At 63.3% G+C, this 7,356-nt stretch carries 8 protein-coding genes; 6 read left to right on the forward strand and 2 right to left on the reverse strand.

Going from position 1 to position 7,356, the window contains the following annotated elements; all coding sequences use genetic code 11:
• On the forward strand, positions 1 to 1,479 hold a 1,479-nt coding region (locus KF827_RS19225), incomplete at its 5' end, for a Ppx/GppA family phosphatase (protein ID WP_291009146.1).
• Between the two features lie 15 nt (positions 1,480 to 1,494).
• On the opposite strand, the gene rnd is transcribed toward KF827_RS19225, so the two are convergent.
• Complete coding sequence (gene rnd / locus KF827_RS19230) at positions 1,495 to 2,682, reverse strand: ribonuclease D (protein ID WP_291009149.1); 1,188 nt, start codon at positions 2,680 to 2,682, stop codon at positions 1,495 to 1,497.
• Positions 2,683 to 2,842: 160 nt separating this feature from the next.
• Between rnd and aspS the strand changes: the two genes are divergently transcribed.
• The 5 genes from aspS to KF827_RS19255 are packed head-to-tail and all read left to right on the forward strand — an operon-like array spanning position 2,843 to position 6,988.
• A complete protein-coding gene (aspS, locus tag KF827_RS19235; protein WP_291009152.1) occupies positions 2,843 to 4,621 on the forward strand; it encodes an aspartate--tRNA ligase in 1,779 nt (592 codons plus the stop codon).
• A gap of 60 nt (positions 4,622 to 4,681) precedes the next feature.
• On the forward strand, positions 4,682 to 5,314 hold the full coding sequence (locus KF827_RS19240; RefSeq protein ID WP_291009155.1) for a MarC family protein: 633 nt from the start codon (positions 4,682 to 4,684) through the stop codon (positions 5,312 to 5,314).
• Positions 5,315 to 5,347: 33 nt separating this feature from the next.
• Positions 5,348 to 6,301: an alpha/beta hydrolase gene (locus KF827_RS19245; protein WP_291009158.1), complete on the forward strand. Its 954-nt coding sequence runs from the start codon at positions 5,348 to 5,350 to the stop codon at positions 6,299 to 6,301.
• Positions 6,302 to 6,325: 24 nt separating this feature from the next.
• The gene (locus tag KF827_RS19250) at positions 6,326 to 6,676 is read left to right on the forward strand and encodes an addiction module toxin RelE (RefSeq protein WP_291009161.1); all 351 of its coding nucleotides are present in this window, start codon (positions 6,326 to 6,328) and stop codon (positions 6,674 to 6,676) included.
• A 12-nt stretch (positions 6,677 to 6,688) separates the two neighbouring features.
• The gene (locus tag KF827_RS19255) at positions 6,689 to 6,988 is read left to right on the forward strand and encodes a helix-turn-helix domain-containing protein (protein WP_291009163.1); all 300 of its coding nucleotides are present in this window, start codon (positions 6,689 to 6,691) and stop codon (positions 6,986 to 6,988) included.
• 6 nt (positions 6,989 to 6,994) lie between these two features.
• Here the strand turns inward: KF827_RS19255 and KF827_RS19260 are convergent.
• Positions 6,995 to 7,356 (reverse strand): pentapeptide repeat-containing protein (locus KF827_RS19260; RefSeq protein WP_291009165.1); only part of this gene is annotated, 362 nt, incomplete at its 5' end.

Consider the following 7,356-nt stretch of genomic DNA (forward strand, 5'->3'; position numbering starts at 1 on the left):
TTCCTACCGCTCGGTGTCATCGACATCGGTTCCAATTCGGTGCGCCTGGTGGTTTTTGATGAGCCCGCGCGGCTGCCCACACCGCGCTTCAATGAAAAAGTGCTATGCGGCCTGGGTCGTGGCCTGGGCGAAACCGGCATGCTGGACGAGGAGGGCATGCGCCAGGCGCGTATCGCCATCCGCCGTTTCGTGTCGCTGGCCCGGCTGATGCAGGTGGCGAAGCTGGAAGTGGTGGCCACGGCTGCTGCCCGCGATGCCGGCAACGGTGCCGAATTCATCCATGCGCTGGAAAGCGAAAACGCCATCGCGATCCGTATCCTCAGCGGCACGGAAGAGGCGATGTATTCCGCCTATGGCGTGCTGTCCGGCATACCCGATGCGGAAGGCGTGATGGGCGATCTGGGCGGTGGCAGCCTGGAACTGGTTGCCATCGACAAGCGCAAGGTGGCCGATAGCGTAACCCTGCCGCTGGGCCCGCTGCGGATCGGCGGCATCGGCGGCTATAATCAGATCAAGGCCTTCATAGATGCGCGGCTGGCCGACGTGCCTTGGCTGAAGCGCCAGCAAGGCAAGCCGCTTTATGCCGTGGGCGGCGGCTGGCGTGCGATTGCCCGCGTGCATATGGCGCAGACCAAAAGCCCGCTGCATATCATCCATCAATACACATTGCCGCGCGATCAGGCGCTGGAATTCACCCGCCTGCTGGCCAGGCAGGGGCGCGAGAGCGTGCTGCGCATGGAAGGCGTGCCGCGCCGCCGTCAGGATGCGCTGCCGCTGGCCGCCCTGGTGATGCGCCGGCTGTTGCGGGTGCTGATGCCATCCGAGGTGATCTTCTCGGCCCAGGGCCTGCGCGAAGGCCTAGCCTATGGCATGCTGGACGAGGCCATCAAGGCGCAGGATCCGCTGCTGGCCTTCTGCACTCATATGGCCGAACGTGAGGGCCGCTTTGCCGGCCATGGCCCCGAGCATGGCGCCGAACTCGACCGCTTCATCGCGCCGCTTTTCGAGCGCGAGAGCGCGGCCATGAAGCGGCTGCGGCTGGCAGCGGCGTTGCTGGCCGATATTGCCTGGCGCGTGCATCCCGATTATCGCGGCGAACAGGCGCTGGGCCTGATCCTGCATGCGCCGTTCGGCGGCATCACGCAGAATGAGCGCGCGCTGCTGGGGCTTGCGGTGTTTGCCCGCTATGCCGGCACGGTGAGCGATCCGGTGGCCGCGCCGGCCTGGCAGATGCTGGATACCACCCAGGTGGATTACGCCCTGGTGATCGGCCTTGGGCTGCGCCTGGGCCAGACGCTTTCGGGCGGCGTGCCTGGCGTGCTGAACGAATGCCGGCTGCGCTTTCTGAACGGCAATCTGGTGCTGGAATTGCCGCCGCGTTGCGAGGCGCTGAACGGCGAGGCGGTACAGCGCCGCACCGAGGCGCTGGCCAAGGCGCTCAATCGCGGCTGGGAAGTGCGCGTGGCGAAGGCGGGGTGACGGGCAGGCCCGGGCCTACTTCAATTCCACCAGCTTGATGCGGGTGGATTGATTGGCGCCCTGGCCCGAGGCCTGGGCGGCCAGCGCCAATTCGCCATGCTTGAGGCGCAGCGCATCGTTGCCGAATACTTCGCGGCGCCAGCCCTGCATGGCCGGCACATCGGCCTTGTCGTCGGCGGCGATCTTGTCGAGGTCGGACGAAGAGGCGACCAGTTTCTGCGCCACGTCATGCTCGTCGCATTTCAGCTTGAGCAGCACTTTCAGCAATTCCACCAGCGGGCCGATGCCGCGCGGCAATTCCGCCTCGCGTTCCACCACGGGGAAAGTTTCGCGCGGCTCGGCCAGGCGCGCCTGAATGGCGGCCAGCAGACCCTGGCCCATCTTGCCTTCGGCAAAGCCTTTCGACAGGCCGCGGATATGGCCGAGGTCTTCCGCGCTTTTGGGCGGATGGGCGGCGATTTCCATGGCGGCTTCGTCGCGCAGGATACGCTGGCGGGGAATGTCGCGGTTGCGGGCTTCCAACTCGCGCCAGGCCGCCACGGCCTGCAGGGCGGCAAGGTATTCCGGCCGGGTGGTGCGCGGGCGCAGGCGGCGCCAGGCTTCCAGCGGCGGCAGGTCGTAGGTGGCCGGGTCGTTGAGGGTGGCCATCTCGGCATCCAGCCATTCGGCGCGGGCATTCTTGCGCAGGCGGGCATCCAGCTTTTCGTAGACCTTGCGCAGGTAGGTCACGTCCGACAGCGCATAGCGGATCTGCTTCTCGGTGAGCGGACGGCGCGACCAGTCGGTGAACCGCGAGCTCTTGTCGATCTGCCCATTGGCCAGCTTGGTGGCAAGCGTTTCATACGACACCTGGTCGCCGAAGCCGCAAACCATGGCCGCCACCTGGGTATCGAACAGGGGGGCGGGAACCTCGCCCATCAGCTTCACGAAGATTTCCAGATCCTGCCGGGCGGCATGGAACACTTTGAGCACTGCGCGGTTGCGCATCAGCGCAAACAGCGGCTCCAGGTCGATACCTTCAGCCAGCGGATCGATCACCCGCGCCTGGTCCGGACCGGCCAGCTGAACCAGGCAGAGCTTGGGCCAGAAGGTGGTTTCGCGCAGAAATTCGGTATCGACGGTGACGAAGGCGCTGTCGGCCAGGGCGGCACAGAAATCGGCGAGTTCGGCGGAAGTGGTGATGGGGGCGAGATTTGTATCCATGTTCCCGTTGTCTTAGCATGATGAGACTTTCCGCCCAACCCAGACGGCTGGGAAAAACGCCGCCGCTCGGGCTTGACTTTCCCCGGCGTTTCGCGATTGTTCCCGCTGGATTTCCGCCCAAATCGCGCCCCTCGCGGGCCCATAGTCTAAGGTATTCCCCATGTCTCGTTACCGGTCCCATACCTGCGGTCAATTGCGCCCCGAACATGTCGGCGCCAGCGTGAAGCTGGCCGGCTGGGTCAACCGCAAGCGCGACCACGGCAACCTGCTGTTCATCGACCTGCGCGATCATTACGGCATCACCCAATGCGTGGCCGAAAGCGGTTCGGAAGCCTTCAGGCAGATGGAAGGCCTGCGGTCGGAATTCGTGGTGTCTGTCACCGGCAAAGTGGTGGCCCGCACGGCGGAAACCGCCAACCCGAACCTGCCCACCGGTGGCATCGAAGTGCGCGTGGAAAGCATCGAAGTGCTGGGCGAGGCGCAGGATCTGCCGATGCCGGTTTTCGGCGAGCAGGAATATCCGGAAGACATCCGCCTGAAATATCGCTTCCTCGATCTGCGCCGCGAGCGGTTGCACAACAACATCGTGCTGCGCAGCAAGGTGATCTCCTCGATCCGCCGCCGCATGATCGATCAGGGCTTCATGGAATTCCAAACCCCGATCCTGACCGCCAGTTCGCCGGAAGGCGCGCGCGACTTCCTGGTGCCCAGCCGTATGCATCCCGGCAAGTTCTACGCTCTGCCGCAGGCGCCGCAGCAATTCAAGCAGCTGATCATGGTGTCGGGCTTCGACCGTTATTTCCAGATCGCGCCCTGTTTCCGCGATGAGGATGCCCGCAAGGATCGCAGCCCCGGCGAATTCTACCAGCTCGATCTCGAAATGAGCTTCGTGGAGCAGGATGATGTGTTCGCCGCCGTGGAGCCGGTGATCCATGGCGTGTTCCAGGAATTCGCCAATGGCCGCGATTGCGGGCCGCAGCAATTCCCGCGCATTCCCTATCGCGAGGCGATGCTGAAATACGGCGTGGACAAGCCCGATCTGCGCAACCCCATCGTGCTGGCCGATGTGACCGAAGCTTTCCGCGGTTCGGATTTCGGCGTATTCGCCCGCGCCATCGACAATGGCGCCGTGGTGCGTGCGATTCCGGGGCCGGGCGCTGCCGCCAAGCCGCGCAGTTTCTTCGACAAGCTGAACGATTGGGCGCGCGGCGAAGGTGCGGGCGGTTTGGGCTATGTGATTCTCGATAAGGGCGAGGCCAAGGGGCCGATCGCCAAATTCCTGAATCCCGAACGCCTTGCCCTCATCAAGCAGGCCACCGGCGCCAAGGATGGCGACGCGGTGTTCTTTGCCTGCGACAAGGAAGCCGCTGCCGCCAAGCTGGCCGGCCAGGCCCGTATCAAGATCGGCGACGAGCTGGATATCTGCGAGAAGAACGTGTTCAAGTTCTGCTGGATCGTGGATTTCCCGATGTTCGAATACAACGAAGACGACAAGAAGGTAGACTTCTCGCATAACCCGTTCTCCATGCCGCAGGGCGGCCTGGAGGCGCTGAACACGATGGATCCGCTGGAGATCAAGGCCTACCAGTACGACATCGTGTGCAACGGCGTGGAACTTTCCTCGGGCGCCATCCGTAATCACAAGCCGGAAATCATGTATCGCGCCTTCGAGATCGCGGGCTATGGCCCCGAGGTGGTGGAAGGCAAGTTCGGCGGCATGCTGAATGCGTTCAAGTTCGGCGCGCCGCCGCATGGCGGCATCGCGCCGGGCATCGACCGCATCGTGATGCTGATCGCCGACGAGCCGAATATCCGCGAGGTGATCCTGTTCCCGATGAATCAGCAGGCGCAGGATCTGATGATGCAGGCGCCCAGCGAGGTGACGCCCAAGCAATTGCGCGAGCTTTCGATCCGCGTGATTGCCGACGACAAGAAATAAACCACGCCAGAGCCCGCTGCGTGATCATGCGCGGCGGGCCGGATGCGGACGGGGGGAAGCATGCTTGAAGCGTTCGATTACACCCGGTTCGCCATCACGCTGTTTTCCATTCTCGATCCGTTTGCCGCGATTCCGCTTTTCCTGATGCTGATGGAAGGGCGTTCGCAGGCCGAGAAGGCCCGCACCGCGCGCACGGCCGGCCTGGCGGTGTTTGCCGTATTGGTGGTTTCGGCGTTGTCGGGCGATATGATCCTGCGGTTGCTGGGTACGTCGCTGGCCGCCTTCCAGGTGGGCGGCGGCATCGTGCTGTTCCTGATGGCGCTCAGCATGGTCAATGCCCAGATGAGCCCGCAGAACCAGACGCCTGAAGAGGCCGAGGAGGCCAATAGCCGCAATGCCGTGGGCGTGGTGCCGATTGCCATGCCGTTGATGGTCGGCCCCGGTTCGATCACCGCCACCATCATCACCATGCAGCGCGGCGATGGCTGGCTGCATAATGGCATCGTGATCGGCGTGATTGCCGTGATCTGCGTGGGGGTTTGGGTGGTGCTGCGCCTGGCGGTGCCGATCGGCCAACGCCTGGGTAGAACTGGATTGAACATACTCAATAGAATTTTTGGCTTGCTGCTGGCCGCCGTGGCGGTGCAGATTTTCGCTAATGGCCTGCGTGGGCTGTTTCCGGGTTTGAATTGAAAACCAATTGAATTGAAAACAACGGAGCAAGTCATGCTCGATCAAGAAGCCAAGGCCCTGCTCGAAGCCGTGGCCAAAGCCAATCGTCCGGCCTTCGAGGCGATCGGCGCCGTAGCCGCCCGCAAGCTTTACAAGGAAACCCGCAGCGCCGTTACGCCGCCGGCACCCGATGTGGAACTGGCCGCCAATATCGCCGCGCCCGGTCCGCTGGGGCCGATTCCGCTGCGCTATTACCGGCCGGCAGGCGCCGAGCCGCGTGCACCGCTGCCGGTGCTGGTTTTCTATCATGGCGGCGGCTGGGTGGTCGGCGATCTCGATACCCATGATGTGGTTTGCCGCACGCTGGCCAATGAAGGCCAATGCGCGGTCGTGAGCGTGGATTACCGGATGGGACCGGAGCATAAATTCCCCGCCGCCGTGAACGACGCCTTTGCCGCGCTGAAATGGGTGCAGGCCGAAGCCGATCATCTGCATGTGGATGCGGCGCGTATTGCCGTGGGCGGCGATTCCGCCGGCGGCAATCTGGCGGCCGTGATGGCGCTGATGGCACGCGATGCCGGCGGCCCAGATCTGCGCCTGCAATTGCTGATCTATCCCGCCACCGACATGGCGATGGATACCGCCTCGCACAAGGCCTTCGCGGAAGGCCATCTGCTCACCCGCTCCAGCATGACCTGGTTTCAGATGATGTATCTGAACGGCCCCGCCGATGCTGCCGATTGGCGGGCCTCGCCGCTCAAGGCGCCGTCATTGGCCGATCTGCCGCCGGCCCATGTGATCGTGGCCGGCAACGATCCGCTGCGCGATGAAGGCGAGGCCTATGCCAAGGCCTTGCAGGCCGCTGGCGGAAAAGCGGTGTTCAGCGAATATCCCGGCTCGATCCATGGCTTCATCACCATGGGCAAGGTGTTGCCGCAGGCCGGCCAGGCGCTGGCCGAAAGCGGCGCTGCGCTGCGGGCGGCGTTTGCGGCGTTACTATTTCATTGACGTACTGCGTCATTGGCGTATAAAATGATCGCCAGAACCTATATCGGCCTTGTCGAAACGGCACAGTTTCTGGCGGATGCCAAAAAGCTGATAGGCGAAACCGAGATTGTTTCGTTGAAGAGTTTTTTGGCGCTGCATCCAGATGCTGGAGATGTGATCCCTGGAACTGGCGGCTTGCGAAAGCTGAGATGGGGTATCGGACAACGAGGCAAACGCGGCGGCGCCAGGGTTATCTATTACTATCATGACCAACGTATGCCGCTCATATTGCTGGCAGTGTATGCCAAGTCGAGCAAGGTGGATTTGAGTGCTCCCGAGAAAAAGGCCGCTGCGCGGATGGTGGCGCAGCTTGTGGAGCATTACCTCAAGCGTTGAAGGGGGCGATGAATGGCGCCGCGTAACAAGATTTTGGCTGGTTTGGAAGATGCCCTGGCGCATGTAAACGGTGAGACCCGTCGTGCGCGGGAAGGTCGGGTTCGCGTACCCAAACATGTGGACGTAAAGCTATTGCGCAATCGGCTCGGTTTGAGCCAGGCCGATTTTGCGCATCGTTTCGGCTTCACTGTTGCGTCGGTGCGCAATTGGGAACAGGGCGTGCGCCAACCTGAAGGCCCCGCCCGTATTTTGCTCACGCTGATCGATCGTATCCCGGAGCAAGTACAGGCCGCCTTGCGTCGTGCGGCTTGATGCTTCTCACATGCTTCCCGCCGGCATGAAGCCGAAGGCCTGATCCAGCAGGGCGCCGCGGAAATCGGCGTCCTTGAGGTCGGCCTGATTCAGGTTGGCGCCGCGTAGATCCGTGCAGATCAGGCGGGCGCCGCGCAGCGAGGCGCGGGCGAGGTTGGCCTGGCTGAGATTTGCGCCGCTCAAGTCGGCGCCATCCAGATTGAGGCCTACCATATTCATGCCGCGCAGATCGGCGCGCTTGCCCACCTTGCCATCGCTTTGCAGCCAACTGGCATGGTTTTCAACCGCCATATACACCTCCGACGGCGTGGCTGCCTTGGGCACTTTGCCGCCGCCGGCAATCACGGTTTCCGCCAGGGCGGGGGGCA

Origin of the sequence: Ferrovibrio sp., from assembly GCF_019636075.1 — a bacterium.
In the GTDB taxonomy this organism is placed as follows: Bacteria; Pseudomonadota; Alphaproteobacteria; order Ferrovibrionales; family Ferrovibrionaceae; genus Ferrovibrio.

Excerpts from the sequence above, each read along its gene's own strand:
- KF827_RS19250 (WP_291009161.1), top strand. The coding sequence starts at position 6,326 with ATGATCGCCAGAACCTATATCGGCCTTGTCGAAACGGCACAGTTTCTG.
- KF827_RS19255 (WP_291009163.1), top strand. The coding sequence starts at position 6,689 with ATGGCGCCGCGTAACAAGATTTTGGCTGGTTTGGAAGATGCCCTGGCG.
- rnd (WP_291009149.1), bottom strand. The coding sequence starts at position 2,682 with ATGGATACAAATCTCGCCCCCATCACCACTTCCGCCGAACTCGCCGAT.
- aspS (WP_291009152.1), top strand. The coding sequence starts at position 2,843 with ATGTCTCGTTACCGGTCCCATACCTGCGGTCAATTGCGCCCCGAACAT.
- KF827_RS19240 (WP_291009155.1), top strand. The coding sequence starts at position 4,682 with ATGCTTGAAGCGTTCGATTACACCCGGTTCGCCATCACGCTGTTTTCC.
- KF827_RS19245 (WP_291009158.1), top strand. The coding sequence starts at position 5,348 with ATGCTCGATCAAGAAGCCAAGGCCCTGCTCGAAGCCGTGGCCAAAGCC.